Raw genomic sequence first — 24739 nt, 5'->3', positions numbered from 1 at the left:
TATGTCATCCTTATAGATAACAGCGCTGGTGCGATTCATTAGTAAACATGTTAACAGTCGTGATTGAGTCTCGTTTAAAGAGACCACTTTAAAAGACATGTTGTGCTCGGAAAGCTCTTCGGTGTAATGCACGAGCCTGCGAGTCGCAATGTTAAAGAGAACATTATCATTAAGCAGAAATCCATAAAGTCTATTTTCCATATACACTTGGTTCATTATTTCGCTGTTGTATCTCAAAATAACAAGCCTCCCTTGATGCACGTATTATAGAAGCGATTGCTTTCATAGCAACGTATTGGAAACGAGTAAGGTTGATGTCACTTTGGCCTGCATTACGGAATTAAATTCTGCAGTGATGGCAAATTTTGACTTTTTTCACCATGTTCTTCAGTCACTCCTAGCGATTGTGGTGGGTCATTACTCCGGGAATTTCATCAGTCAAAAAAACTTTATATGTTCATTATGAAGGATAAAAATTCATTTTTACCAAAATAATTCATATATATCATATTGATAAATTCCTCCCTTCGTATCTAGGATTTATCTGTCTTCATGGGCTAGATTTACCAACATAGTGATGACGGACTATCGCCATTTGCTGCAACGTGATGAATAGACTTAACTTAATCATCCCGTCCTGTTGATGAGAAAATAGTAACCTAATTGAGAGAATATTCTTAATGAAGTCATTTTAATTGTTATTATCAAGTTGAAAGGTGTTGTTTTTCAATTTGTTATGGTGATTTTTTATGCGTTGGAGGGGCTTTCTTTAGCTAAATCAAGCTCATAAAGCCATGAATAAGAAATGTGTTTTAACCAGTTGATATTGAAGGAATTGTTTGTAAAGGTGATTCTTATGTGAAGTATTATACTTCATGGTGAGCATATATAATTTCTTATGGCGATAACGTCCAGGTGATTGAAAATGAAAGAAAAATATTTAATCAATGACACGGTTTTGTATACACCTGATGAGCATCGGTTAACCCCTCTTGGAAGACGGGGCAAAGAAACGCTATTGAATACCCCTGTTAACCGTTGTTTGCTGTTATTGCTGCAAAATCCTGGTGATGTCGTTCGTCAAGAGACCCTTCTTGCTGAAGTTTGGGAAAAACACGGCCAATACGTCACCATGAATACCCTTTACCAAAACATCTTGTTACTGAGAAGAGGTATGAGAGAGGCAGGAGTTATCATCTCGGCGATCAAAACCATTCCTAAGGTCGGGGTAAAGTTTACGGGCAAGGTTCAGTTGGTTGAGGAAGACGACAATACACACGCAAAAAGTAAGCCTAATATTGCCACTGAAGAGGTTCCTGTTAACAGGGATGTGAAACCTGAAGCTGCCACAATAAACAGCGACGTGCCGGTAGAAAGTGTATCTAATGATGAGAGAGTATTAGAAAATATTAGTCGACGCTCTTTGATTGGTTATCTTAAAGAAAATAAGGGGATCCGTTTCTTCTTGCCGGCTGCATGTTTCATAATGCTTGCCAGCCTGTTTACCATTGGTCCGGCCGAAAGCGTCCTTTTTTATGATACGCATGATAAAATTGCTGAGTTAGAGCAATGCTCTGTTTATGTAGTGCGGGGGGATAAGAGTGTTAATCCTGATGAAATTAAAAGTTTCATGGCAGACAGAAATCTGAAGTGTAGCTCTGGTGAGTTCTTATATATTACCCGAGCACCAAGAGGCGGAAATATCCGCTTCTTCTTTTGCAGAACGGAGTCAGATGGAGACATTGATTGTTCCACTCGCTTTACTGTTGCTTCGAATTCAATACAGTCTATGAATTCAAGCCGTTCAACGAGAGGCATTGTGCCAAACCCTAGACTGACTCTTGATCATAAACCGTAAATTTCCGTTGCAAACGAGATGGCAAAATTTGGTTAGTGGCGTCAGTGCACAGGGGAAGCGAGATCCGTCATCGTGGGAGCCAGCCAAAGGAGCGGCTTACGACCCTGTGTTTTTCCATGCGAAACCCTCAAATGTGGAGAAACGCTCGGTCACAATATGTTTAGAGGCTTGGGGGTTTTAGAAGGCTGAAGTTTCCAGCCTTTCTTGATCACTCTTCCGGTTTTTCTTCCTGTTCCACAGCACCGTCTTTCTTCTTGCGGAACTTACCCCAGATCTTCCCTTCCTGGCCGCGCCACAGGCGCTGGATATTGTCGTGATGGCGCATCAGGATCAGGCAGGAGAGCATCGCCACCGGGAAAGTAAACTGCGGTTTGAACCACCAGACGTAGAACGGCGCAATCAGCGCGCTGACGATCGCCCCGAGCGAAGAATAGCCGCTCAGCAGCACGGTCAGCAGCCAGGTGCCGGTCATCAGGCCGGTGAGATCCCAGCCGATCGGTGCAATGGCGCCGAACGCCGTCGCCACGCCTTTGCCCCCACGGAAGTGGAAGAACACCGGGTAGATATGCCCAAGACAGGCGGCGATCGCCGTCAGGCCCAGATACAGCGGTGGAACGTTGAATGCATAGGCCAACCAGACTGGCAGCATCCCTTTTAGAATATCAAACACCAGCACCGTAGCCGCCGCCAGGCGGCCACCGATACGCAGGACGTTGGTCGCTCCTGGGTTTCCCGATCCATGTTTACGCGGATCCGGTAGCCTGGCGATCCGGCAAACCAGGATCGCGCTGGAAATTGAGCCACACAGATACGCGAAGATAATCATGCCAAGCGCGGTAGCACTCATAACGCGGTTCCGTCTAATAATGGTCGTTTTACTCGCAACATCTATGGATAATACGCATATTCCGTCGGAAGTGGTATCCGGCAAGGCCAAAAACTGAGAATGACGTGATGGATATCGTATTTATTGAAGAGCTTACCGTGATCACCACCATTGGCGTTTATGATTGGGAACAAACCATTCAGCAAAAGCTGGTGTTCGATATCGAAATGGCGTGGGACAACCGCCAGGCGGCCGCCAGCGATGATGTGAATGATTGTCTGAGCTATGCCGATATCAGCGATGCGGTCATCCAACATGTGCAGCCCAATCGTTTTGCGTTGGTGGAGCGTGTCGCAGAGGAGGTATCCGAAATTTTGCTACGGCGCTTTAAATCTCCCTGGGTCCGTATTAAGGTCAGCAAGCCGGGTGCAGTCGCGCACGCCAGCCGGGTTGGGGTGATCATCGAGCGCGGCCAGCGCCCAGCCTGACAAGTTGTCACCAATATGCAACTAAAGACCGATATGCTGGTCTGTAACTAGAATTGTTTAAGCGGCAAGGTATTGAACATTGCCGCTTTTTTGTGCTTGTACCTTTAATAGCGTTAAATTTGAAATGGGGTAGTGGTCTGATGGCGGACATGCATTCATTGTTTGTGGCATTTGTGCTTGGGGTAGTTGAAGGGCTGACAGAGTTCCTGCCGGTTTCCTCGACAGGGCACATGATTATCGTTGGCGAATTGCTGGGTTTTACCGGCGATAAGGCAAAAACCTTCGAAGTCATTATCCAACTGGGTTCGATCCTGGCGGTGGTGGTGGTGTTCTGGCGCCGTCTGTTTGGCCTGATCGGCATTCACTTTGGTGGCAAACCGGTGCCTCATGAAGGGCACACGGCAGGGCGGCTGAAGCTGGGCCATATCCTGCTGGCGATGATCCCGGCGGTTGTCCTGGGGCTGATCTTCCACGATGTGATCAAATCCCTGTTTGAACCGAGAAACGTGATGTATGCCTTGGTCGTTGGGGGGCTGTTGCTGCTGGCCGCCGAATGGCTGAAACCGAAAAAGCCGCGCGCGGTCGGGTTGGATGATATTACCTATCGGCAGGCATTTATGATCGGCTGTTTCCAGTGTCTGGCGCTGTGGCCTGGTTTTTCCCGTTCCGGTTCCACCATTTCGGGCGGTATGCTGGTTGGCGTGAGCCGCTATGCGGCCTCTGAATTCTCCTTTATTCTGGCGGTGCCGATGATGCTCGGGGCCAGCGGTCTGGATCTGTACAAGAGCCTGCACTTCCTGACGCTCAGTGATTTGCCGATGTTTGCCGTCGGGTTTGCCACTGCGTTTGTGGTAGCGCTAATCGCCATCAAGACCTTCCTGCAGCTTATCAAGCGTATCTCGTTTGTGCCGTTCGCCATCTACCGCTTTATCGTCGCGGCGGCGGTCTACATGGTGTTTATTCATTAATTCTGGCACCAGCTCGAACGTTTTCTCCTCTCCAATAGTGGGCTCTTGGCCCACTATTTTCATATTACTTGTATTGGCGCATTCGATTGGTCGCTACCAGTGGCTTCAAATTCCATCAATGAGAAAATCTATTGCCGCTTTTATCTGCGGGCGGTATTGCGCCGCATTGCAGAACTCAGCACCCAAAGCACGAACAGGAATACTTGCAAGTTCATGAGCCATTACGGCGTATTCTTTGCCGTCCGTCAGCATGATTACCGGATTCATCCGGTCTGGGCGACTGCTGCCCGGATATTTTTCAACAGGCAACAGTGGGATCACAATGCGACGGTTTAACTGGCCGATAATATCGCTCGTTACATCAAGTAGCAGGGGATAAACGACGCTTTTTCCGGGATTGTAGTAGACGGTGAATTGCATCGTTAAAAAGTCCTGTACTCATCGCTAAAGCAGCCGTGTTCATCATGGAAACGATTTAACGCCTCAAGAGCCCCTCTGTTTTCTTCCTGCCATTTTTTCGCTGCGTGATGACGTAGTTCGGCATCTAGGGCGGCAGTCAAAGTGGCACTAAGGTTAATTCCTGCATCACGTGCCCGGTTAAGCAGGCCTCGTTCTACAGTCATTGTGACGCTTTGTGTATTGCGTACTTTTACTGTCATGGTGTGCTCTCCTGTGATGGGTTACGTGTTATCTACACGGCATCATGCATGCATTATAGCAGGCTATAGCGCGAGGGATCCCCAAATAATGGTGCTGCTTAATCTTGCTCATTTAGCCCCCCCTTCTCCCCCCTTTTGGTCCGACCAATGCCGGAAAAATGTGAACCTCTGGCACATAAACGGCAAAAAACCAAACAGGCACATTGCATGTTTTTAACAATAAGTTAACTATCGGTTATCAATTATATGACTTCGCCCTGTTGGTACGACCCATTAAGCGGAGGAGTATGTGAATAATCGCGGGAGTTATCTACATGGAAGTCTGGCAACAAGTTTATGATCCCATTGGCAATATCTGGCTATCAAGTGCGATTGCGGCACTGCCTATCGCGTTTTTTTTCTTGGCGCTGATTAAACTGAAGCTCAAGGGGCATATTGCAGCAACGTTAACCGTTGGGATAGCTTTGCTGGTGGCGTTATTCCTCTATCGGATGCCCATTGACCGAGCGCTCGCTGCGGTGGTTTATGGTTTTTTCTATGGGCTGTGGCCGATAGCCTGGATCATTATTGCCGCGGTATTTGTCTACCAGATTTCGGTGAAGACCGGGCAGTTTGACATCATTCGCTCTTCCATTCTCTCTATCACCCCCGACCAACGTTTACAGATGCTGATCGTCGGCTTCTGTTTTGGTGCCTTTCTGGAAGGGGCCGCCGGGTTTGGCGCACCGGTAGCCATTACCGCCGCCTTGTTGGTTGGGCTGGGATTCAATCCGTTGTATGCCGCAGGGCTTTGTCTGATCGTCAACACCGCACCGGTGGCTTTCGGTGCTATGGGCATCCCGATTATCGTCGCGGGCCAGGTGACCGGGTTGGACAGCTTTGAAATCGGCCAGATGGTCGGGCGACAATTGCCGTTCCTGACGATTATCGTACTGTTCTGGATCATGGCGATTATGGACGGTTGGCGCGGCATTAAAGAAACCTGGCCTGCGGTGGTTGTGGCGGGGGGAAGCTTTGCCTTGGCGCAGTATCTCAGCTCCAACTTTCTTGGGCCAGAGTTGCCAGACATCATCTCCTCGCTGGTTTCACTGGTATGCCTGACGCTGTTTCTGCGCGTCTGGCAGCCAAAACGCCTGTTCCGCTTTGATAATGCCGAAGGTGCCGTCGTCGACCAAACGCTGGTGCAGCAGCGCTATGGTTTAGGGCAGATTATTCGCGCCTGGATGCCGTTTATTTTCCTGACTGCTACGGTCACCTTGTGGAGCATCCCGCCGTTTAAAGCGTTGTTCGCTCAAGGTGGTGCGCTGTACGATTGGGTGCTCTCTATTCCGGTGCCTTTTCTGGATAAGCTGGTCGCCAAAATGCCGCCGGTGGTGGCAAACATCACGCCTTATGTCGCCGTTTTCAAACTTGACTGGTTCTCTGCCACCGGTACCGCCATTATGGTTGCTGCGATCGCCTCGGTGATTTACCTGCGCATGAAGCCCAAAGATGCGCTCACCACACTTGCTGAAACGCTAAAGGCGTTGATGCTGCCCATCTATTCCATTGGCATGGTGTTAGCCTTTGCCTTTATTTCCAACTATTCCGGCCTGTCGGCAACTTTGGCACTGGCATTGGCGCATACCGGCAGCGCGTTCACCTTTTTCTCACCGTTCCTTGGCTGGTTGGGCGTGTTCCTGACCGGCTCAGACACTTCGTCTAACGCGTTATTCGCCGCTCTGCAGGCCACCACCGCCCAGCAAATTGGCGTTTCGGATGTGCTGTTGGTTGCGGCTAACACCACCGGCGGAGTCACAGGCAAAATGATTTCACCACAGTCTATCGCGATTGCCTGTGCCGCCGTGGGGTTGGTAGGGAAAGAGTCTGACCTGTTCCGCTTTACGGTAAAACACAGCCTGATTTTCACCTGTATGGTGGGGGTTATTACTACGCTTCAGGCTTACTGGCTAACATGGATGATCCCATGACTGTAAATCTTCAACCCACTTATCCACTTCGCTCGGCCGATCGTTTGGTTGAGCGTATCAAGGTAATGATCCGCGAACGCCAACTGGAGATGGGGATGCGCTTGCCCGCCGAGCGCCAGTTGGCCAACGAGTTGGGCGTCTCGCGTTCCTCTTTACGTGAGGCGATTCAAAAGCTGATTGGTGAAAAAGCGCTCATTAGCCGACGTGGCGGCGGAACCTATGTCTGCGACGAGCTTTCCCCCTGGTCGGAGCAATGCATCGTGGAGCCGCTGAGACCCTTGGTTGCCGACGATCCTGACTATCGTTACGACATTCTGGAAGCTCGCCACGCCATTGAGGCCAGCACCGCCTGGCACGCGGCAATGCGCGCCACCGCCGCAGACAAAGAGAAGCTACAGGCTTGCTTTGACGCCATGTTGGCGCTTCAGGAAAGCGATCATCCTGAACTTGCCGCTCAGGCGGATGTGCGCTTCCATTTGGCGATTGCCGAGGCTTCACACAACGTGGTGTTACTGCAAACCATGCGCGGCTTTTTCGATTTGATGCGCTCCTCCGTCATGCATAGCCGCCAGCGTATGTACACCCAGCCGACGATCTTCACCCGGCTGACTGAACAGCACGAGGAACTGCTGCTGGCGATCTTGGCAGGCGATCCTGAACGGGCGGGTAAAGCGGCAAAATCTCACCTGGGATTCGTGCATTCCACCATTAAAAATCTGCATGAAGACGAGGCCAGGCAGGCGCGTATTACCCGCCTTCCTGATGACAATTCACCGTAACAAGGGAGATCGCTTGATGATTATCTCAGCAGCCACGGACTATCGCGCTGCGGCACAACGTAAACTGCCACCGTTTCTGTTTCACTACATCGATGGCGGCGCTTATGCCGAACACACTTTACGGCGTAACGTGGAAGATCTGGCTCAGGTCGCATTGAGACAGCGTGTTCTTAAGAACATGTCGGCGCTCAGCCTGGAAACCAAACTGTTTAACGAAACTTTGGCCATGCCCGTCGTCCTTGGCCCGGTAGGGTTGTGTGGCATGTATGCCCGCCGTGGTGAGGTGCAGGCCGCGCGCGCCGCAGAACAACAAGGCATTCCGTTTACGCTTTCCACCGTCTCGGTGTGCCCAATCGAAGAGGTGGCGCCGGCCATCAAGCGGCCCATGTGGTTTCAGCTGTATGTGTTGAAAGATCGTGGATTCATGCGTAATGCCTTGGAGCGGGCGAAAGCCGCGGGCTGTACCACCTTGGTATTCACCGTGGATATGCCGACACCAGGCGCTCGTTACCGCGATGCGCATTCGGCAATGAGTGGCCCCTATGCCGCCCAGCGGCGCTATTGGCAAGCCGTGACCCATCCTGCCTGGGCGTGGGATGTTGGCCTGAATGGGCGTCCGCACGATCTGGGCAATATTTCCGCTTACCTCGGAAAGCCCACCGGATTAGCAGATTATATCGGGTGGCTGGGGGCCAACTTTGACCCTTCGATTTCATGGAGTGATTTGGAATGGATCCGTGATTTCTGGCAGGGGCCGATGGTGATAAAGGGCATTCTCGACGCCGACGATGCGCGTGATGCCGTACGCTTTGGTGCCGACGGCATTGTGGTTTCTAACCACGGTGGTCGCCAACTGGATGGGGTACTCTCTTCTGCTCGTGCGTTGCCAATGATTGCCGATGCGGTGAAGGGTGATATCACCATCCTGGCAGACAGTGGGATACGCAGCGGATTAGATGTGGTGCGCATGATTGCGCTCGGGGCGGATAGCGTATTGCTGGGGCGAGCCTATGTTTATGCCTTGGCAACCGCAGGCCAGGCGGGGGTGGAAAACCTGCTCGCTTTGATCAAAAAAGAGATGTGCGTAGCGATGACGCTCACGGGGGCGAAAAGTATTGCCGAAATCAGCCGTGATTCGTTGGTGCTGGAGGGGTAGGTAGGGGCGCATACTGCGCCCGTTTTACTTAAGGATGAGGTTCTTGCTGCTTCTTCCAGTCCGCCAATGCCTGCTGGCGGCGGCGTTTGACCTCGTCGCGGATCGCTAGCCCTTGCAGGCCACTTTCCACCACCTCTTTGACCGAAACCGCGTTGGCGACCTGATAAGCCTGGCGCAGGTAATCGCCCTGCGGATAAGGGTTGTTTTCAAAACCGGTGCGTCCACGGGCATCGGCTTCGCTGGTGAGGATCATCTGCTCTAGCCGCTGCGGTTTACGCCACACGTCGATGGCATCAAACAGTTTTAACAGCGTTTCTGGCCGCAGTTTATTGACCGTGTGGATCAGGTCGTGATACTCCGCCACCAGCTTCGCCAGTTCACGTACTGGATTAGGCACTCGCAGCCGTTGGCAAAGCTTTTCAACCAGCCTGACGCCCGCAGGGCCATGGCCATAGTGATGTGGCCAGAGTTCTTGTGGCGTGATGCCTTTACCGAGATCGTGGCATAGCGCTGAGAAGCGGATATCTACCTCTGGGCTGAGCTGGGCGGCAATCGCCAGCGTCATCAGCGTGTGTACGCCGGTATCAATTTCCGGGTGCCATTTCTCTGGGGCTGGCACGCCAAACAGGGCGTCGATTTCCGGGAACAGCACTTTCAACGCTCCGCAGTCGCGTAGTACCTGGAAATACACCTGCGGGCTCTGGCTTTGTAACGCCTTCTCGGTCTCTTTCCACACGCGTTCCGCCGTCAGGGAGGCCAGTTCGCCGCTTTCGGCCATCTGCTGCATCAGCGCGCTGGTTTCAGGGGCGACGGTAAAGCCCAGGGAAGCAAAGCGGGCGGCAAAACGCGCCACGCGTAATACTCGCAGCGGATCTTCGCCAAACGCGTCGGAGACATGGCGCAACAGGCGGGCGTTGAGATCGGCCTTGCCGTTATAGGGATCAACCAGTACTCCATCATCACCCCGCGCCATGGCGTTGATGGTGAGATCGCGCCGCAGCAGATCCTCTTCCAGCGTCACGTCCGGGGCCGCGTAGCAGGTAAATCCGGTGTAACCCTGGCCGGATTTACGTTCGGTGCGGGCCAGCGCATACTCCTCATGAGTTTGCGGGTTGAGAAATACCGGGAAGTCTTTACCCACCTGCTGATAGCCAAGAGCCAACAGATCGGCAGGCGTTGCGCCGACCACCACCCAGTCGTGATCCACTACCGGTAAGTTGAGCAGGGCGTCACGGACGGCACCGCCGACCAGGTAAATTTTCACGGTTTAACTCCTATCAATAGCTCTTTTGATCAGATTACATCAATTGGGCAGCGGATGCGTCAGGCAATAAAAAAGCGCCCGTAGGCGCTTAAGCTGGCGGAACAGCAATCAGTTCATCCAGCGATTATTCTTGCGGCGCGGGATTAGGTGCGGTAACAGCAGACCGAGCAGCAAACCAACGCCGGCAACGCCGCCGCCGTACATAAACCATTGCAGGATAATGGTGCGCTGTTTGTCATCAAGTTGCAGATTCACCGCATTCACCTTCTTCTGAGCCACAACCAGCTGATTTTTCAGATCCTGGTTTTCCTGCTGCAGGCCGCTGATGGTGCTATCGCTGGCGGCCACCTTCTGTTGCATTTCGGCGGTGCGCTGGTTCCAGCTATTATCAATATTGGCCAGTTTGTCGGTCAGGGTTTTCACCTGCTGTTCCAGCTCAGGCACCTGGGTGCGCAGGCTTGGCGTCTGGCTCAACTGATCCAGCGGGATCCAGACGCTGCGTCCTTTGGAATCGCGGATCTGGCCGTAGCTGGTGCTGTCATTGACGCTCAACAGCGTGACTTCTTCACCGGCATTCAAGGTGCCGACGATACGGTATTGGTTACCTGGGCCGCTATGGACATAAGTATTTAATTCATCGGAGATATAGCGTTTATCTTCGGCATGTGCGCCCCAAGTGATGCTAAAACTTAGCACGGCAAGGCAAATCAGGCGTAATTTCTGCATTATGTCATCGTTTCTGCGTGGATTTATGGAACGATAGTAGAGCGTTCAGTCTGACGGCGCAACGCCAAAACCGGAATGGGAACTATCTTACTATGCTAAATCCCGTCAGTTGCGCAGCATTCTATAACGTAACAGGTTTTTTCTGCAGTTGGCAGAGTCAAGTCAGGGGGAATCGCGGTAAGATACTCTCACTGTGCGTCGTCGGGCTGAGAGCGGCCGGCAGACTCCGCCGCCGTGAAGACTCACGCGAATGCCTAACCTATTGGTGTAAAAGAACTATGAGCGTTGAAATAGAACTGAAGTTTATTGTTTCCCCCGCAGCGATTGCCAGCCTGCCGGAGCGGATTGCCGCCTGGCCCAATCAGCTTTCTGCGCCACAGAAGCTGACCAATATCTACTATGAAACCGCCGACAACTTCCTGCGCAACCATGATATGGGCCTGCGTATCCGCGGTTTTGACGATAGCTATGAAATGACCATCAAAACCGCCGGTTCGGTGGTGGGTGGGCTGCACCAGCGGCCAGAATATAACGTCGCCATCGCCAAACCCGCGCTGGCGCTGAAAAAATTCCCGGCGGATATCTGGCCAGAGGGCTGCAAATTGGCTCCGCTGCAAAAGGCATTGCAGCCGCTGTTCCGCACCGACTTTGTACGTGAAAAGTGGGTGGTCACTTACGGCACAAGCGAGATCGAGATTGGCCTCGACCAGGGGGAAGTGCGCGCGGGTGAACTGGCCGAACCGTTATGCGAGCTGGAGCTGGAGCTGAAAAGCGGTGAGACTGCTGATTTGCTGGCATTGGCAGCCGCATTGGCGGAACAGGGTGGTTTACGCCAGGGCAGCCTCAGCAAAGCGGCTCGGGGCTATCATCTGGCGCAGGGCAATGTCGAACGTGAGTTACGCCCATTAAGCGTGTTGAAGCCAGCTCCTAAATCCACGGTAGAACAGGGCATGGTGGCCGCTTTCGAGCTGGCGCTGAGCCATTGGCAGTATCACGAAGAACTGTGGCTGCGTGGCGACAGGCAGGCACGCCGCGCGGTAATGGAAGCGATCGGTCTGATCCGCCAGGCGCTGGTGATCTTTGGCGGATTGGTTCCGCGCAAGGCAAGCACCGATCTGCGCGCTCGGTTGACGGCTTTGGAGCCTTTGCTGGTGGATAAAACCACCCAGCCGCAGGAGCTGTGCTACGGCACGGAGTATCTGCAATGTAAGTTGGCACTCACATCGTGGTTGATCACCGGTGCATGGCGGCCGTTTATCGATGCCAAATCGCAGGCTAAGCTGGATGGTTCATTCAAGCGTTTTAGCGACATCATGCTGGGCCGTAGCGCCGCAGAGCTGAAAGAAGCCTTTACACGCACCCTGAATGAAGATGAATATCAAGAGCAACTGCCCCGTCTGACGCGCCAGGTGTTGGCATTTATTCTGCTTTCTGGTGCCTATCCAGATAGCGAAACCGGGCCGTATATCGACAGCTGGCGCGAGCTGCAATCAGCCATTGCCGAACGTCGGCAGGGTTGGTATGAAGCCAGCCGCAAACAGGCATTATCCCATGCGCCATTCTGGTTAAACGGCGCGGTTCGTTAACTCCAGCGGGCCTGCCGGGCTGCAGGCCACAGAACGGGTCATTCACTATGTTGCCACTCTCTGCTGCGTTACAGCTTCAGGCACAGAACATCGTGCAGCGATTTCAGGAAACTCAGGGCGCGGAGTTGATGCTCAGCGCCGCGGAACAAAGCGTTCTGGCGTCGAGTGATTTTGTCAGCGACATGTTGCTCGGCCATCCTGAATGGTTGGTAACGTTACGCCAGCAGCCACCGGTGGCCGATGAGTGGCAGCACTATGCCGCCTGGTTGCAGGATGAGCTTGAAGAGGTGCAGGACGAAGCGCAGCTGATGCGTGTGCTCCGTCTGTTTCGCCGTGAGAGCCTGGTGCGCATTGCCTGGGCGCAGGCTCAGCAGCTATGTACCACGCAAGAAACGTTACAACAGCTGAGTGCCCTGGCAGAAACGCTGATCGTTAGCGCCCGTGACTGGCTCTATCAAACCTGTTGCCGCGAGTGGGGCACGCCTTGCAATGCCGATGGCGTGCCGCAGCCTTTGCTGATCCTGGGGATGGGCAAACTCGGCGGTGGCGAACTGAATTTCTCCTCTGATATCGATCTGATCTTTGCCTATCCGGAAAACGGCCATACGCAGGGTGGGCGGCGTGAGCTGGATAATGCCCAATTCTTTACCCGCCTGGGGCAACGGCTGATCAAAGCGTTGGATCAGCAAACCATCGACGGCTTTGTCTACCGCGTCGATATGCGTCTGCGGCCGTTTGGCGATAGCGGCCCGCTGGTGATGAGCTTTGCGGCGCTGGAAGATTATTACCAGGAGCAGGGGCGCGACTGGGAACGCTACGCGATGGTCAAGGCGCGCCTGATGGGGGGGCATGAAGATGCCTACAGCCAGGAACTGCGCAAGACATTGCGGCCATTCGTGTTCCGTCGCTATATCGATTTCAGCGTGATCCAGTCGCTGCGTAATATGAAGGGCATGATTGCCCGCGAAGTGCGGCGGCGGGGGCTGAAGGACAACATTAAACTGGGTGCTGGTGGCATCCGCGAAATCGAATTTATCACCCAGGTGTTCCAACTGATCCGTGGCGGGCGTGAACCCAGTTTGCAGGGGCGCTCACTGCTGCCGACGTTGCAGGCGGTTGGTGAACTGGGGCTGTTGACTGCACAGCAGGTCGCTGAGCTGAGTAACGGCTACCTGTTCCTGCGGCGGCTGGAGAATCTGTTGCAGGCGATTGCCGACCAGCAAACGCAAACCCTACCGCAGGACGAGTTGGATCAGGCGCGTCTGGCCTGGGGAATGGATCAGCCAGACTGGCCGTCGTTGATGGCGGTGCTGGAAGCGCATATGCGCCAGGTCCGTGCGGTATTTGATGACCTGATCGGCGACGACAGCCCAGACGTAGGCGAAGATCCCAACTACCAGCATTATCACAGCCTGTGGCAGGATGCGCTGGACGAGAACGAGCTGGCACCACTGACGCTCCATCTGGACGAAGAGGCGCGGCGGCAGATGTTGCGCTCCATCGCCGACTTCCGCCACGACGTGGACAAACGCACCATTGGCCCGCGTGGCCGCGACGTGCTGGATCAACTGATGCCACGCTTGCTGGCTGAAGTGTGTTCGCGCGTGGACGCGGCTACGGCTCTGACGCGCCTGACCCAGTTGTTACTGAGCATCGTGACCCGAACTACCTACCTTGAGCTGCTGGTGGAATACCATGCCGCCCTCAGCCACCTGATCCGCCTTTGTGCCGCATCACCGATGGTGGCCAGCCAACTGGCGCGTTATCCGCTGTTGCTCGATGAGCTGTTGGATACTGCCACGTTGTACCAACCGGTGGCCCCTGATGCCTATCGTAGCGAACTGCGCCAATACCGCCTGCGGGTGCCGGAAGACGATGAAGAACAGCAGTTGGAAGCGTTGCGGCAGTTCAAGCAGGCACAGCACTTGCGCATTGCCGCTGCGGATATCGCCGAGGCGTTGCCGGTGATGAAAGTGAGCGATCACTTAACCTATCTGGCCGAGGCGATCATTGATGCGGTGGTGCAGCAGGCGTGGAAAGACATGGTTGCGCGCTACGGCCAACCAACCCATCTGCATGAACGAGAGGGGTTAGGGTTTGCGGTGATCGGCTACGGTAAGCTAGGGGGCTGGGAACTGGGCTATAGCTCGGATCTAGACCTGGTGTTCCTGCTGGATTGTCCACCAGACGTCATGACGGATGGCGATCGTTGCATCGATGGTCGCCAGTTCTATCTGCGTCTGGCACAGCGGGTGATGCATCTGTTCAGCACCCGCACCTCTTCAGGCATTCTCTATGAGGTGGATGCCCGTCTGCGTCCTTCCGGTGCTGCCGGGATGCTGGTCAGTACCGTCGAAGCCTTTGCCGACTATCAGCGTAACGAAGCCTGGACCTGGGAGCATCAGGCCCTGGTGCGGGCGCGCATCGTGTATGGCGATCCGGCGCTGCACCAGCAGTTCGATGCGATCCGCCGCGAAATCTTGTGCAAACCGCGTGAAGTGAACAAGCTGCAGCAGGAGGTGCGTGAAATGCGTGAGAAAATGCGCAACCATCTGGGCAGCAAACAGCGCGATCTGTTTGATATCAAAGCGGACGAAGGCGGGATCACCGATATCGAATTTATTGCCCAATACCTGGTCTTAGGTTATGCAGCGGGCGAACCGCGCCTGACGCGTTGGTCGGATAACGTGCGTATCTTTGAGCTGATGGCCAATTACGACATCATGCCGGAAGACGAGGCCCAGGCGTTGACCCAGGCCTATGTCACCATGCGTGATGAGATCCACCATTTGGCGTTGCAGGAGCACTCCAGCAAAGTCAGCAGTGAGCTGTTTGCTACCGAGCGTGAGCAGGTGCGTGTCAGTTGGAGTAAATGGCTGGGCTGAGGGGACCGATCGAGTGTGTTTGAAATTATAGTGACTCACCTTGGCTTAGGAGGCGATCGAGTTTGTTGAGATTATCGCTTTACTGCCAAACGAGCAGGGGCTATCAACTCCCTCTCCCTGTGGGAGAGGGTTGGGGTGAGGGGGCAGTTTTTACGGGTATTGCAGGCTATTATGCTAATATCTGCCGAATTTATTTTTATGACTTGTTTGGAGTTATCGGATGAAAGTTACACTACCTGATTTTCGCCGCGCCGGAGTGTTGGTGGTTGGTGACGTCATGTTGGATCGCTATTGGTATGGGCCGACCAGCCGTATTTCACCGGAAGCACCAGTGCCGGTGGTCAAGGTTGAAACCATCGAAGAGCGTCCCGGTGGTGCAGCTAACGTCGCGATGAACATCGCCTCGTTGGGTGCCAATTCACGCCTGGTGGGCCTGACGGGGATCGACGACGCGGCGCGTGCGTTGAGCGCCAAGCTCAACGAAGTTAACGTGCGTTGTGACTTTGTCTCGGTGCCGACGCACCCGACCATCACCAAGCTGCGCGTACTTTCCCGTAACCAACAGCTGATCCGCCTGGACTTCGAGGAAGGTTTTTCCAACGTCGATCCGCAGCCGATTATGGAGCGTATCCAGCAGGCATTGCCGCAGATTGGCGCACTGGTACTGTCGGATTACGCCAAGGGCGCTTTGAGCAAGGTGCAGGGCATGATCGCACTGGCACGTGCTGCGAAGGTTCCGGTACTGATCGACCCGAAAGGCACCGATTTTGAACGTTACCGTGGCGCCACGCTGCTGACCCCAAACCTGTCAGAATTTGAAGCCGTGGTCGGTCATTGTCAGAGCGAAGAAGAGCTGGTGACGCGTGGGATGAAACTGGTGGCGGACTTTGAACTGTCCGCATTGCTGATCACCCGTTCCGAGCAGGGGATGACCTTGCTGCAGCCGGGCCGTGAGCCGTTGCATCTGCCAACTCAGGCGCAGGAAGTGTTCGACGTGACCGGTGCCGGTGATACGGTGATCGGTGTACTGGCTGCCGCTCTGGCTGCGGGTAATACGCTGGAAGAGTCCTGCTTCCTGGCTAACGCCGCCGCCGGTGTGGTGGTGGGTAAGTTGGGTACCTCGACCGTCTCGCCAGTCGAACTGGAAAACGCCATTCGTGGCCGCGCCGAAACCGGCTTTGGCGTAATGACCGAGGCCGAGTTGAAAAAAGCGGTAGCGCAGGCGCGCCAACGCGGCGAGAAAGTGGTGATGACCAACGGCATCTTCGACATTCTGCACGCTGGCCATGTCTCATACCTGGCAAATGCGCGCAAATTGGGCGATCGCCTGATCGTGGCGGTGAACAGCGATGCGTCAACCAAGCGCCTGAAAGGGGAAACCCGCCCGGTTAACCTGCTGGAAAACCGTATGGTGGTATTGGGCGCGCTGGGTGCCGTGGACTGGGTAGTGCCGTTTGAAGAAGATACGCCGCAACGCCTGATCGCCGAAGTGCTGCCAGATTTACTGGTGAAGGGCGGCGACTACCAGCCGCATGAGATTGCTGGCAGTGCTGAAGTCTGGGCCAACGGTGGCGATGTGCGGGTACTGAACTTTGAAGATGGGTTATCCACCACCAATATCATCAAGGCTATCAAGGATGGTCGTGGTTAACTTTATCTATATATCTATACCCTATGGATTTCAAACTGTGGGTAAGCGCAGGTAACAACGCTGCAGCTTGAAAGACGACGGGTAAACAGGGTGGTTTGCAGTGAGTGGACTTAAGCAGGAGCTGAGTTTAGCGCAGGGCGTTGGGCTATTGTCCACTTCACTGCTGGGTACCGGGGTCTTTGCCGTTCCGGCATTGGCGGCGCAGGTGGCGGGCGGCGACAGCCTGTGGGCCTGGCCAATACTGATTGTGCTGGTATTCCCGATCGCCATCGCTTTTGCGGCGTTGGGCCGCCATTTCCCCAGCGCCGGTGGCGCCGCGCATTTTGTCGGCCTGGCTTTTGGGCCACGCATGGCAAAGGTAACCGCTTGGCTGTTCCTGTCTGTGATCCCCGTTGGCTTGCCCGCCGCATTACAAATCGCCGCAGGGTTCTGGCAGGCTACTTTGGGTTGGGATGCCAACGGCCTGTTGCTGGTGCAAATTGTCACGCTGGTGGTGATTTGGCTGCTTGGCACACGCAGCGCCGGTTCCAGTGCTAATATTCAGACCTTGATTGCCCTTCTGGTGATAGCTCTGGTGGGGGCTATCTGGTGGCAAGGCGGCATTACTCCATCCCAAATCCCATGGCCTGCGGTCAGCGATATTTCTCCTCCTAATATGTTCCACGCGTTGGCGGTGATGTTCTGGTGCTTTGTCGGGCTGGAGGCTTTTGCTCATCTGGCGACCGAGTTTCGCCATCCAGAGCGGGACTTTCCGCGTGCGTTAATGCTTGGGCTGTTGGTGGCGGGGGCGGTCTATTGGGGATGTACCGTAGCGGTGCTGCACTTCCATGCTTACGGCGAACATCAGGCGGCGGCCGCTTCGTTGCCGGGGATCGTGGTGCAACTGTTTGGCGAACATGCGCTGTGGATTGCCTGCATCATCGGCTATCTGGCCTGTTTTGCCAGCGTGAATATCTACACCCAGAGCTTTGCCCGCCTGGTCTGGTCTCAGGCCCAGGAAAAGCCTGCTAGCGGTTTAGCCAAACTCTCCGCGGGCCAGGTGCCGGTCAATGCACTGAGCGCGGTGGTCGGTTGCTGCCTGTTGTTCACTTTACTGATCTATACCCTGAAGCTGCCGCTGGATACGCTGCTGGTATACGCCAATGGCATTTTCGTGCTGATTTATCTGCTGTGTATGTTGGCGGGTTGGCGGATCTTGCAGGGGCGTTCGCGGTTGATGGCGATCGTTGGCTCCGCGTTGTGCTTGTTATTGCTGGTGATTATCGGCTGGAAAAGTCTGTATGCGTTGGCGATGTTGGTGCTGATCTGGTTGGTGCTGCCGCGTAAAACGCAGGCGGCGGTCTCCAAGCGATAAGGGCGCACTGGTGCGCCCCTTAGAACAACTTATTCGTCTGCTGGCTTGGCTACCGGCGCGGTATTCAGCTTGCCTTCCAGTTCGGTCAGACGCTGTTCCAGCAATGCCAGCTTTTCACGGGTGCGCAACAGTACCTGGGTCTGCACGTCAAATTCTTCGCGGTTAACCAGATCCAGACGGGTCAACTGCGCTTGCAGTACCTGACGGATTTTTTTCTCAACGTCTTCCCCGAATTCACGTACGCCTTTAGGCATCGACTCTTGGACCTGGCGTGCGATCTGTTCAATTTTTTTCGGGTCAATCATGGCGTTTCCCTTTCTGATATTTGGTGGCTGACGCTTAGTGTAATGCGAGTTGCTCGCCGGATAAACTATTACCGTGTTTGCTGCGCGATCCCTCATTACGCGACCGGATGGCTTGAAACACTAAAGCGATGGGGTTATAGTCGAGATGCTTATTCTCAGGGCGGGGTGCAAGTCCCCACCGGCGGTAAATCACCATTCACGGTGAAAGCCCGCGAGCGCTCAACCTATCTCTCAGGAGTCGGTTAGAGGTCAGCAGATCCGGTGTAATTCCGGGGCCGACGGTTATAGTCCGGATGGGAGAGAGTAACGACACCTGTCGGGCGTATGCCCCGCTTGCGTTATTTTTTTGGCTATTGGCATAGCCACTCCTCAAGATCGCCCTGGTTCTGGTAATCCATAATTTTAATGAGGTTTTTTACCATGAATCAGACTCTACTTTCAGATTTCGGCACGCCGGAAGAACGCGTTGAACGCGCTCTTGATGCATTGCGCAACGGGCGCGGTGTGATGGTGCTTGATGATGAAAACCGTGAAAACGAAGGTGACATGATCTTCGCCGCAGAAACCATGACCGTTGAACAGATGGCGCTGACCATTCGCCACGGTAGCGGCATTGTTTGCCTGTGTATCACTGAAGATCGTCGCCAGCAGCTCGAGCTGCCGATGATGGTCACCAACAACTCCAGTCAGTTCCAGACCGCCTTTACCGTGACGATTGAAGCGGCGCAGGGCGTGACCACTGGCGTATCGGCTAGCGATCGCCTGACGACTATCCGTGCAGCCATTGCAGACGGTGCCAAGCCAAGCGATTTGAACCGCCCAGGCCATGTGTTCCCGCTGCGTGCTCAACCTGGTGGCGTATTGAACCGCCGCGGCCACACTGAAGCGACCATCGATCTGGTCTCAATGGCCGGTTTCAAACCCGCTGGCGTACTGTGCGAGTTGACTAACGATGACGGCAGCATGGCGCATGCGCCAGAAGTGATCACCTTTGCCAAGCAGCATGACATGGTGGTGCTGACTATCGAAGATCTGGTGGCTTACCGCCAGTCGCACGAAAAGAAAGCCAGCTGAGTCGCTGACTGATATGAAAAAGCCGCTGATGAAGCGGCTTTTTTGTGCTTAAAATTCTTTAGCCGATGCCGCTGCTTTGCAACAGCGTCAGGCTAAACCCCATCACCGCCATACCGCACAGCACGCCATAGCTTGGATTATTGTGTGGATCGATCTCTTTGGCCAATGGCATTAATTCATCTACCGACAGCGCCACCATAATCCCGGCCACCGCAGCCATAATCGACGCCATCACCACCGGTGAAACCATCGGGCCGAGCACCAGGAAGGCCATTACGCCACCCAGAATTTCTGCCATTCCGGAGATCCCAGACCACAGTAGCGCTTTGGTTTTAGAGCCGGTTGCCGCATACACCGGCCCGGCGACTGCCAACCCTTCTGGAATATTGTGGATGGCGACCGCGAGCGCAATGCCCATCCCCAGTTCCAGATCGGCGCTGGCGGTGACAAAGGTGGCAATCCCTTCCGGGAAGTTGTGCAGGCTGATGCCGAGCGTCAGCAGCATGGCGGTGCGCTTCAGGTTATGGGGCTTGATGGGCTTTTGCACCAGGTCTTGAGGGTGTTGGTGTGGCAGCATGCGATCCAGCGCAAAGTAGCCTAACAGCCCGAGCATAAACATGCCGTAGCCAAGCATGGGTGACATGCCGACGGTGTGCAGCGCAGCGGGCAGCATTTCCATCAGCGAGATCAACAGCATAATCCCTGCGGCAAAGCCGAGCGCAAACGCCAGCAGGCGGTTGGAGGGCTTCTGGCCAATAATGCCGAGCAGGGCACCGACAAAGGTAGCGCCTCCGGCTAACAAGGTCAGGATCAGCGGTACAGACATGCATTCTCCTTGTATGCTAATAATATTTATCAGTTTCTGATACTAACAGAGCCAAGTCATAAATCGAGTGGATTTGGCTGATGGTTTCAATCGTTCCAGCCATTCAAATTTCTTGAAGATCACCATCAGGGTTATCCGGCTGCCTCGGTAAGGCAAACAGCGTAATGTAGTCAGCAGAACACTTGTCATGCTAACCAAGGATATTTTATGACCACCTCTCGTATGCCTGCACTCTTTCTTGGCCACGGAAGCCCGATGAACGTGCTGGAAGAAAACCGCTATACCCAGGCCTGGCGTGCGTTGGGTGAGCAATTGCCACGGCCAAAGGCGATCGTTGCTGTGTCTGCCCACTGGTACACTCGTGGGACGGCAGTGACGGCGATGGAACATCCAAAAACCATTCACGATTTTGGCGGCTTCCCGCAGGCGCTGTTTGATACACAGTATCCGGCACCGGGTTCACCAGAGCTGGCGGCAGAGCTGGCGGCAGAGCTGCAAAGCCTGTTGGCCCCGGCGCAGGTGATTGCCGATACCAGTGAATGGGGTTTGGATCACGGCAGTTGGGGCGTGCTGATCAAGATGTACCCGCAAGCCGATATCCCGGTGGTGCAGCTGAGCATCGATGGGACTCAACCAGCGGAATACCATTTTGAGCTGGGCCGTAAGCTGGCGGCGCTGCGCGATCGGGGGATAATGATCGTGGCCAGCGGCAACGTGGTGCATAACCTGCGCATGGTGAAATGGCAGGGTGACACCAGCCCGTATCCTTGGGCGGAGTCATTCAACCAGTACGTACGTGATAACCTGGATTATCAGGGCGAACATCACCCGCTGGTGAATTATATGCAGCATGAAGGCGCAGCGTTGTCGAACCCGACGCCAGAGCATTATCTGCCGTTGCTGTATGTATTGGGCGGTTGGGATGGTAAAGAGCCGATCTCGGTACCGATCGATGGGATCGAAATGGCCGCGCTGAGCATGCTTTCGGTGCAGATTGGTTGATTGGTGGGAGACTGCAGATAAAACTCAATCGACTCACTATGTAGGGGGGCTGCACATGCGGCGCCCCTATGTTTGACTATGTTCGACCCTACGGATTAACCAAGAATAATATGCGGGTAGAAGCGCGACAGATCCTGGGTGATCAACTCGCGATCTTCACGCAGGCCAATACCGCAAGGCTGATCGTTGACCAACCAACTGCCGATCAGCGTATAGCTGCCTTCAAACTGGGGCAATTGATGGAACTGCTGCACAATCATGCCTTCTTCGCCGTATGGCCCATCGACGCGCGCCACTTCCTGACCGTTCTGGACGATCTGGATGTTGGCACCCTCGCGTGAGAACAGCGGCTTGGTGACGTAATGATCCATCTGCGGATGATCGTCCTCGGCAAAGTAGGCTGGCAGCAGGTTTGGATGATCCGGGAACATTTCCCATAACAGTGGCAGCAGAGCCTTGTTGGAGATAATGCTCTTCCAAGCCGGTTCCAGCCAGCGTACGCCAGCATCTTCCAGCTTGGTGGAGAACATCTCGCGCAGCATAAATTCCCACGGATAGAGCTTGAACAGGTTACTGATAACCTGATTTTGCAGATCGGTGAACTGGCCTTTCTCGCCCAGGCCAATCTCTTCCATAAACAGGAATTCGGTCGGCAGGCCTGCTTCCAGCGCGCAGTCTTGCAGATATTGCACCGTACCGCGATCTTCCTCGCTGTCTTGGCAGCAGGCCAGATGCAGCAGGCTAAAGCCGTGATTGGCTTGCAGATCGGCAAAACGTTCGATCAGTTTTTCTTGCAGGCTGTTGTACTGATCAGCGGCGGGATCCAGCTTGCCGGCGTTGATCTGATCTTCCAGCCACAGCCATTGGAAGAACGCTGCCTCATACAGTGAGGTTGGCGTATCGGCGTTATTTTCCAACAGCTTGGGTGGATTGATGCCGTCATAGGCCAGGTCGAGGCGTGAATACAGCGAAGGCTGATTAGTGCGCCAGGAGCTGCGAACGAATTCCCAGGTGTGCTTGGGGATGCAGAATTTGGTCATCAGTTGATCGCTGTTGACCACCTTATCCACCACCTTCAGGCACATTTGGTGCAGTTCGGCGGTGGCATCTTCAATCTCTTCGATCTGTGCCAACGTGAATTGGTAATAGGCATCTTCACACCAGTAGGGTTCGCCGTACATGGTGTGAAAGGCGAAACCAAACTCGGTGGCTTTTTCGCGCCAGTCTGGGCGCTCGCTAATCGCAACGCGTTTCATGTCTTAACCGCCCATGCTGCGTGAGCTGCTGGAGGTAGCGCTGCTGCGTTGCATGCTGGTTTGTTTGGCCACGGACTCACCGAAGCCACCACGGGTAACGGTATTGGTCACCGCGGGTTTAGGGGCCATTGCGGTTTTAGGTACCGTCATGGAGCGGCCGCCTGCGGTTGCCGGGCCATAGCTTTTACCGCTGGCGTCAACAAACTTGCCGTTTGCCGGGCTGGCGGCGTTTTTAGAGGAAAACAGCGGCTGTTGAGCGTAGCCCCCGCCACCCATCATGCGGCCCATCATGTAGCCCGCCATCAGCGGCATCCACATGCTGCCACTGCTTTGTGATTCTGCGGCCATGCCAGCCTGTGCTGGAGCCTGAGTACATTGCGCTTCACCGAATTCGGCTACGCAGTCTTCACGAGTAGCATATTTAGGTGCGGTTTTTTCCGCTTCTTTCAGCGCGTTGTTATACGCGGTGGTGCACTGCTCGCTCATCGACGGGTTGGAAGTTGAACAATCGTCAGCATTTTTATACAGGGAAACCGTCTCATCCGCCTGTTCGCAGCCGGCCAGCATAAACACTGCGCTGATCGCCAAAGCCACGGGGGCAACACGGTAGCTGCGCCAGGATTTGCGGAAGGTGTCTTTGTTGATGTTTTTGGTCCGTTTCATCGATATTTATCCCATCATGCGGGCTGTATTCGCCCTTGCCCAGTAGTGGTCGATAGGATAGGTGAAAGATGCTCAAAATTAAAGCTGAAACACCCGCAGGATCCACTCTTTACGCACTTATACGTTACGGTGTGCGCCAGTTCGCTTTACTGCGCATAACTGCAGCAAAAGCGTTACATAATGGAACGTTTTGCCCGAAGCTACGTTCCATTATGTAACGTTTTTTTCCTTACTCGCCAAGCGGCCGGCAGGTCGTATAGTCAGCAACAGAACAATACGTCGATATCACCCTCTGAAATCTGAACGTTACTTGGTTAACGTCTCTACAAGGAGTCAGTTATGTTGAGAATCATTCAATCCCCGAGCAAATACATCCAGGGAGCCAATGCGTTGGCCTCCGTTGGCCAATATGCCAAAGCCCTTGCCGATCATTACTTTGTGATCGCCGACGATTTCGTCATGAAACTGGCGGGCGATACTGTGATGGGCAGCCTGCATCAGCACGGGGTGAAGTATCACGCTGGTACGTTTAATGGCGAATGCTGCCGCAAGGAAATCGACCGCCTTGGCCAGGAGCTGAAAAACCACGGCTGCAAAGGGGTGATCGGCATCGGTGGCGGCAAAACGTTGGATACCGCCAAGGCGATTGCCTATTACCAGCATGTGCCAGTGGTTCTGATGCCAACCATTGCTTCGACGGATGCGCCTACCAGCGCGTTGTCGGTGATCTACAGCGAAAGCGGCGAGTTTGAAGAATACCTGATCTACCCCGCCAACCCGAATATGGTGGTGATGGACAGCGCCATTATCGCCAAAGCGCCGGTACGCCTGCTGGTGGCGGGCATGGGTGACGCGCTCTCTACCTATTTTGAAGCTCAGGCCTGTTTCGATGCCCAGGCCACCAGCATGGCGGGCGGCAAGTCAACGCTGGCGGCGCTCAATCTGGCGCGTCTATGTTATGAAACGCTGTTGGCTGAAGGGGTTAAGGCCAAGCTGGCTGCGGAGTCTGGTGTGGTCACCGAAGCGGTGGAGCGCATCATTGAAGCCAACACCTATCTCAGCGGTATTGGTTTTGAAAGCAGCGGCCTGGCGGCGGCGCATGCCATCCACAACGGTTTTACCGTGTTGGAAGAGTGTCATCATCTGTATCACGGGGAAAAAGTGGCGTTCGGCACCCTGTCGCAACTGGTGCTGCAAAACAGCCCAATGGCACAGATAGAAACGGTGCTGAACTTCTGCCAGCAGGTCGGGCTGCCGATCACCCTGGCACAAATGGGCGTCACCGGTGAACTGACAGAAAAAATCGGCAAGGTGGCAGAGGCCAGCTGTGCCAAGGGTGAAACCATTCACAACATGCCGTTTAGCGTGACGCCGGAAAGCGTACTGGCGGCTATTCTGACAGCAGACAAACTGGGCAGCGCTTGGTTACAACGCGCATAAATC

The 24739-nt window shown here is 54.3% G+C and carries 23 protein-coding genes and 1 riboswitch; of the genes, 13 read left to right on the top strand and 10 right to left on the bottom strand.

Annotation, left to right across the window (positions count from 1 at the left end; genetic code table 11):
• A partial coding sequence (locus IMQ33_RS26215; protein ID WP_230327532.1) for a hypothetical protein occupies positions 1–201 on the bottom strand: 201 nt, incomplete at its 3' end.
• Positions 202–925: 724 nt separating this feature from the next.
• Between IMQ33_RS26215 and IMQ33_RS17620 the strand changes: the two genes are divergently transcribed.
• Positions 926–1858, top strand: coding sequence for a winged helix-turn-helix domain-containing protein (locus IMQ33_RS17620; RefSeq protein ID WP_173408707.1), 933 nt, complete (start codon positions 926–928; stop codon positions 1856–1858).
• Between the two features lie 208 nt (positions 1859–2066).
• Here IMQ33_RS17620 and plsY read toward each other — a convergent pair whose 3' ends face one another.
• Entirely contained in the window at positions 2067–2705 is a 639-nt protein-coding gene (plsY, locus tag IMQ33_RS17615) for a glycerol-3-phosphate 1-O-acyltransferase PlsY (RefSeq protein ID WP_196061537.1), read from the bottom strand.
• A 107-nt stretch (positions 2706–2812) separates the two neighbouring features.
• Here plsY and folB point away from each other — a divergent pair, with 107 nt between their 5' ends.
• Positions 2813–3172, top strand: coding sequence for a bifunctional dihydroneopterin aldolase/7,8-dihydroneopterin epimerase (folB, locus tag IMQ33_RS17610; RefSeq protein WP_024483059.1), 360 nt, complete (start codon positions 2813–2815; stop codon positions 3170–3172).
• Positions 3173–3312: 140 nt separating this feature from the next.
• A complete protein-coding gene (bacA, locus tag IMQ33_RS17605) occupies positions 3313–4140 on the top strand; it encodes an undecaprenyl-diphosphate phosphatase (protein WP_065684693.1) in 828 nt (275 codons plus the stop codon).
• 105 nt (positions 4141–4245) lie between these two features.
• Here bacA and IMQ33_RS17600 read toward each other — a convergent pair whose 3' ends face one another.
• Both IMQ33_RS17600 and IMQ33_RS17595 read right to left on the bottom strand, forming a co-directional pair.
• Entirely contained in the window at positions 4246–4560 is a 315-nt protein-coding gene (locus IMQ33_RS17600; protein ID WP_021179490.1) for a CcdB family protein, read from the bottom strand.
• A 2-nt stretch (positions 4561–4562) separates the two neighbouring features.
• Positions 4563–4799, bottom strand: coding sequence for a type II toxin-antitoxin system CcdA family antitoxin (locus IMQ33_RS17595; protein WP_065684692.1), 237 nt, complete (start codon positions 4797–4799; stop codon positions 4563–4565).
• Between the two features lie 314 nt (positions 4800–5113).
• Here IMQ33_RS17595 and lldP point away from each other — a divergent pair, with 314 nt between their 5' ends.
• The 3 genes from lldP to lldD are packed head-to-tail and all read left to right on the top strand — an operon-like array spanning position 5114 to position 8704.
• Positions 5114–6769, top strand: coding sequence for an L-lactate permease (gene lldP, locus IMQ33_RS17590; RefSeq protein WP_098929751.1), 1656 nt, complete (start codon positions 5114–5116; stop codon positions 6767–6769).
• Entirely contained in the window at positions 6766–7548 is a 783-nt protein-coding gene (gene lldR / locus IMQ33_RS17585; protein WP_065684690.1) for a transcriptional regulator LldR, read from the top strand. Before lldP ends, lldR begins: the two co-directional genes overlap by 4 nt.
• A gap of 16 nt (positions 7549–7564) precedes the next feature.
• The gene (gene lldD, locus IMQ33_RS17580) at positions 7565–8704 is read left to right on the top strand and encodes an FMN-dependent L-lactate dehydrogenase LldD (RefSeq protein WP_065684689.1); all 1140 of its coding nucleotides are present in this window, start codon (positions 7565–7567) and stop codon (positions 8702–8704) included.
• Positions 8705–8732: 28 nt separating this feature from the next.
• On the opposite strand, the gene IMQ33_RS17575 is transcribed toward lldD, so the two are convergent.
• Both IMQ33_RS17575 and IMQ33_RS17570 read right to left on the bottom strand, forming a co-directional pair.
• On the bottom strand, positions 8733–9968 hold the full coding sequence (locus IMQ33_RS17575) for a multifunctional CCA addition/repair protein (RefSeq protein ID WP_196061536.1): 1236 nt from the start codon (positions 9966–9968) through the stop codon (positions 8733–8735).
• A gap of 108 nt (positions 9969–10076) precedes the next feature.
• A complete protein-coding gene (locus tag IMQ33_RS17570; protein WP_021179496.1) occupies positions 10077–10694 on the bottom strand; it encodes a TIGR04211 family SH3 domain-containing protein in 618 nt (205 codons plus the stop codon).
• Positions 10695–10972: 278 nt separating this feature from the next.
• On the opposite strand from IMQ33_RS17570, the gene IMQ33_RS17565 reads away from it, so the two are divergent.
• The 4 genes from IMQ33_RS17565 (at position 10973) to yjeH (ending at position 18170) form a co-directional block, all read left to right on the top strand.
• Positions 10973–12280: an inorganic triphosphatase gene (locus IMQ33_RS17565; protein WP_196061535.1), complete on the top strand. Its 1308-nt coding sequence runs from the start codon at positions 10973–10975 to the stop codon at positions 12278–12280.
• A 47-nt stretch (positions 12281–12327) separates the two neighbouring features.
• Positions 12328–15165 carry a bifunctional [glutamate--ammonia ligase]-adenylyl-L-tyrosine phosphorylase/[glutamate--ammonia-ligase] adenylyltransferase gene (gene glnE / locus IMQ33_RS17560; protein WP_196061534.1) on the top strand — a complete coding sequence of 946 codons (2838 nt, stop codon included), beginning with the start codon at positions 12328–12330 and terminating at the stop codon, positions 15163–15165.
• A gap of 220 nt (positions 15166–15385) precedes the next feature.
• Positions 15386–16816: a bifunctional D-glycero-beta-D-manno-heptose-7-phosphate kinase/D-glycero-beta-D-manno-heptose 1-phosphate adenylyltransferase HldE gene (gene hldE, locus IMQ33_RS17555; RefSeq protein WP_024528276.1), complete on the top strand. Its 1431-nt coding sequence runs from the start codon at positions 15386–15388 to the stop codon at positions 16814–16816.
• A 100-nt stretch (positions 16817–16916) separates the two neighbouring features.
• Positions 16917–18170, top strand: a complete 1254-nt coding sequence (yjeH, locus tag IMQ33_RS17550; protein ID WP_098929756.1) for an L-methionine/branched-chain amino acid transporter — start codon at positions 16917–16919, stop codon at positions 18168–18170.
• Between the two features lie 29 nt (positions 18171–18199).
• Here the strand turns inward: yjeH and IMQ33_RS17545 are convergent, their stop codons facing one another.
• Positions 18200–18475 carry an accessory factor UbiK family protein gene (locus IMQ33_RS17545; protein WP_024528278.1) on the bottom strand — a complete coding sequence of 92 codons (276 nt, stop codon included), beginning with the start codon at positions 18473–18475 and terminating at the stop codon, positions 18200–18202.
• Between the two features lie 147 nt (positions 18476–18622).
• Positions 18623–18784, top strand: a riboswitch (FMN riboswitch).
• Between the two features lie 111 nt (positions 18785–18895).
• Between IMQ33_RS17545 and ribB the strand changes: the two genes are divergently transcribed.
• A complete protein-coding gene (gene ribB, locus IMQ33_RS17540; RefSeq protein WP_021179502.1) occupies positions 18896–19549 on the top strand; it encodes a 3,4-dihydroxy-2-butanone-4-phosphate synthase in 654 nt (217 codons plus the stop codon).
• A 58-nt stretch (positions 19550–19607) separates the two neighbouring features.
• Here ribB and zupT read toward each other — a convergent pair whose 3' ends face one another.
• Positions 19608–20375 carry a zinc transporter ZupT gene (gene zupT, locus IMQ33_RS17535; RefSeq protein WP_065684684.1) on the bottom strand — a complete coding sequence of 256 codons (768 nt, stop codon included), beginning with the start codon at positions 20373–20375 and terminating at the stop codon, positions 19608–19610.
• A gap of 207 nt (positions 20376–20582) precedes the next feature.
• On the opposite strand from zupT, the gene ygiD reads away from it, so the two are divergent.
• The gene (gene ygiD / locus IMQ33_RS17530; RefSeq protein ID WP_196061533.1) at positions 20583–21377 is read left to right on the top strand and encodes a 4,5-DOPA dioxygenase extradiol; all 795 of its coding nucleotides are present in this window, start codon (positions 20583–20585) and stop codon (positions 21375–21377) included.
• A gap of 95 nt (positions 21378–21472) precedes the next feature.
• Here the strand turns inward: ygiD and IMQ33_RS17525 are convergent, their stop codons facing one another.
• Together IMQ33_RS17525 and IMQ33_RS17520 are read right to left on the bottom strand one after the other, a co-directional pair.
• Positions 21473–22633 (bottom strand): glutathionylspermidine synthase family protein, encoded by a 1161-nt coding sequence (locus IMQ33_RS17525; protein WP_024483037.1) that lies wholly within the window; start codon positions 22631–22633, stop codon positions 21473–21475.
• Between the two features lie 3 nt (positions 22634–22636).
• Positions 22637–23296, bottom strand: coding sequence for a DUF1190 family protein (locus IMQ33_RS17520; protein ID WP_024483036.1), 660 nt, complete (start codon positions 23294–23296; stop codon positions 22637–22639).
• A gap of 339 nt (positions 23297–23635) precedes the next feature.
• Here IMQ33_RS17520 and IMQ33_RS17515 point away from each other — a divergent pair, with 339 nt between their 5' ends.
• Positions 23636–24736 carry a glycerol dehydrogenase gene (locus IMQ33_RS17515; RefSeq protein ID WP_065684677.1) on the top strand — a complete coding sequence of 367 codons (1101 nt, stop codon included), beginning with the start codon at positions 23636–23638 and terminating at the stop codon, positions 24734–24736.
• The last annotated feature ends 3 nt before the right edge of the window (positions 24737–24739 follow it).

Origin of the sequence: Serratia sp. Res13-Sevr-LER1-36-b, assembly GCF_015673035.1 — a bacterium.
GTDB lineage: Bacteria > Pseudomonadota > Gammaproteobacteria > Enterobacterales > Enterobacteriaceae > Chania > Chania fonticola_C.
The sequence above is the reverse complement of the archived record's forward strand: the minus strand, read 5'-3'. Positions and strand labels throughout refer to the sequence as shown.

What these genes read in the sequence shown, in the direction of transcription:
- IMQ33_RS17595 (WP_065684692.1), bottom strand. Translation starts at nt 4,799, where the DNA reads ATGACAGTAAAAGTACGCAATACACAAAGCGTCACAATGACTGTAGAA.
- lldR (WP_065684690.1), top strand. Translation starts at nt 6,766, where the DNA reads ATGACTGTAAATCTTCAACCCACTTATCCACTTCGCTCGGCCGATCGT.
- plsY (WP_196061537.1), bottom strand. Translation starts at nt 2,705, where the DNA reads ATGAGTGCTACCGCGCTTGGCATGATTATCTTCGCGTATCTGTGTGGC.
- zupT (WP_065684684.1), bottom strand. Translation starts at nt 20,375, where the DNA reads ATGTCTGTACCGCTGATCCTGACCTTGTTAGCCGGAGGCGCTACCTTT.
- IMQ33_RS17620 (WP_173408707.1), top strand. Translation starts at nt 926, where the DNA reads ATGAAAGAAAAATATTTAATCAATGACACGGTTTTGTATACACCTGAT.
- folB (WP_024483059.1), top strand. Translation starts at nt 2,813, where the DNA reads ATGGATATCGTATTTATTGAAGAGCTTACCGTGATCACCACCATTGGC.
- ygiD (WP_196061533.1), top strand. Translation starts at nt 20,583, where the DNA reads ATGACCACCTCTCGTATGCCTGCACTCTTTCTTGGCCACGGAAGCCCG.
- IMQ33_RS17565 (WP_196061535.1), top strand. Translation starts at nt 10,973, where the DNA reads ATGAGCGTTGAAATAGAACTGAAGTTTATTGTTTCCCCCGCAGCGATT.
- lldD (WP_065684689.1), top strand. Translation starts at nt 7,565, where the DNA reads ATGATTATCTCAGCAGCCACGGACTATCGCGCTGCGGCACAACGTAAA.
- glnE (WP_196061534.1), top strand. Translation starts at nt 12,328, where the DNA reads ATGTTGCCACTCTCTGCTGCGTTACAGCTTCAGGCACAGAACATCGTG.
- ribB (WP_021179502.1), top strand. Translation starts at nt 18,896, where the DNA reads ATGAATCAGACTCTACTTTCAGATTTCGGCACGCCGGAAGAACGCGTT.
- IMQ33_RS17570 (WP_021179496.1), bottom strand. Translation starts at nt 10,694, where the DNA reads ATGCAGAAATTACGCCTGATTTGCCTTGCCGTGCTAAGTTTTAGCATC.
- hldE (WP_024528276.1), top strand. Translation starts at nt 15,386, where the DNA reads ATGAAAGTTACACTACCTGATTTTCGCCGCGCCGGAGTGTTGGTGGTT.
- IMQ33_RS17545 (WP_024528278.1), bottom strand. Translation starts at nt 18,475, where the DNA reads ATGATTGACCCGAAAAAAATTGAACAGATCGCACGCCAGGTCCAAGAG.
- IMQ33_RS17515 (WP_065684677.1), top strand. Translation starts at nt 23,636, where the DNA reads ATGTTGAGAATCATTCAATCCCCGAGCAAATACATCCAGGGAGCCAAT.
- IMQ33_RS17525 (WP_024483037.1), bottom strand. Translation starts at nt 22,633, where the DNA reads ATGAAACGCGTTGCGATTAGCGAGCGCCCAGACTGGCGCGAAAAAGCC.
- IMQ33_RS17600 (WP_021179490.1), bottom strand. Translation starts at nt 4,560, where the DNA reads ATGCAATTCACCGTCTACTACAATCCCGGAAAAAGCGTCGTTTATCCC.
- lldP (WP_098929751.1), top strand. Translation starts at nt 5,114, where the DNA reads ATGGAAGTCTGGCAACAAGTTTATGATCCCATTGGCAATATCTGGCTA.
- IMQ33_RS17520 (WP_024483036.1), bottom strand. Translation starts at nt 23,296, where the DNA reads ATGAAACGGACCAAAAACATCAACAAAGACACCTTCCGCAAATCCTGG.
- bacA (WP_065684693.1), top strand. Translation starts at nt 3,313, where the DNA reads ATGGCGGACATGCATTCATTGTTTGTGGCATTTGTGCTTGGGGTAGTT.